Below are 1,223 nucleotides of genomic sequence, written 5' to 3'. Positions count from 1 at the left end.
AAGCACTTGCTGCGTAAGCCCACGCCGGTCGAAGATACCAGGCCGCTGCGACTGTTTATTAAAAACACAGCACTCTGCAAACACGAAAGTGGACGTATAGGGTGTGACGCCTGCCCGGTGCCGGAAGGTTAATTGATGGGGTTAGCTAACGCGAAGCTCTTGATCGAAGCCCCGGTAAACGGCGGCCGTAACTATAACGGTCCTAAGGTAGCGAAATTCCTTGTCGGGTAAGTTCCGACCTGCACGAATGGCGTAACGATGGCGGCGCTGTCTCCACCCGAGACTCAGTGAAATTGAAATCGCTGTGAAGATGCAGTGTATCCGCGGCTAGACGGAAAGACCCCGTGAACCTTTACTATAGCTTTGCACTGGACTTTGAATTTGCTTGTGTAGGATAGGTGGGAGGCTTTGAAGCGTGGACGCCAGTTCGCGTGGAGCCATCCTTGAAATACCACCCTGGCAACTTTGAGGTTCTAACTCAGGTCCGTTATCCGGATCGAGGACAGTGTATGGTGGGTAGTTTGACTGGGGCGGTCTCCTCCTAAAGAGTAACGGAGGAGTACGAAGGTGCGCTCAGACCGGTCGGAAATCGGTCGTAGAGTATAAAGGCAAAAGCGCGCTTGACTGCGAGACAGACACGTCGAGCAGGTACGAAAGTAGGTCTTAGTGATCCGGTGGTTCTGTATGGAAGGGCCATCGCTCAACGGATAAAAGGTACTCCGGGGATAACAGGCTGATACCGCCCAAGAGTTCATATCGACGGCGGTGTTTGGCACCTCGATGTCGGCTCATCACATCCTGGGGCTGAAGCCGGTCCCAAGGGTATGGCTGTTCGCCATTTAAAGTGGTACGCGAGCTGGGTTTAGAACGTCGTGAGACAGTTCGGTCCCTATCTGCCGTGGACGTTTGAGATTTGAGAGGGGCTGCTCCTAGTACGAGAGGACCGGAGTGGACGAACCTCTGGTGTTCCGGTTGTCACGCCAGTGGCATTGCCGGGTAGCTATGTTCGGGAAAGATAACCGCTGAAAGCATCTAAGCGGGAAACTTGCCTCAAGATGAGATCTCACTGGGACCTTGAGTCCCCTGAAGGGCCGTCGAAGACTACGACGTTGATAGGCAGGGTGTGTAAGCGCTGTGAGGCGTTGAGCTAACCTGTACTAATTGCCCGTGAGGCTTGACCATATAACACCCAAGCAATTTGAATGCTCCAAGCCTAAGGGCGA

General features: G+C 53.6%; 1 rRNA gene. It reads left to right on the top strand.

The features are described from left to right. Nucleotides 1–1,182, top strand: a 23S ribosomal RNA gene (locus BM321_RS29240); the annotation flags it as partial. Nucleotides 1,183–1,223: the final 41 nt, after the last annotated feature.

It is taken from the genome of Pseudomonas sp. NFIX10 (assembly GCF_900111955.1).
Lineage (GTDB): Bacteria > Pseudomonadota > Gammaproteobacteria > Pseudomonadales > Pseudomonadaceae > Aquipseudomonas > Aquipseudomonas fluorescens_AA.
This window is presented reverse-complemented; position numbering and strand designations above follow the sequence as displayed.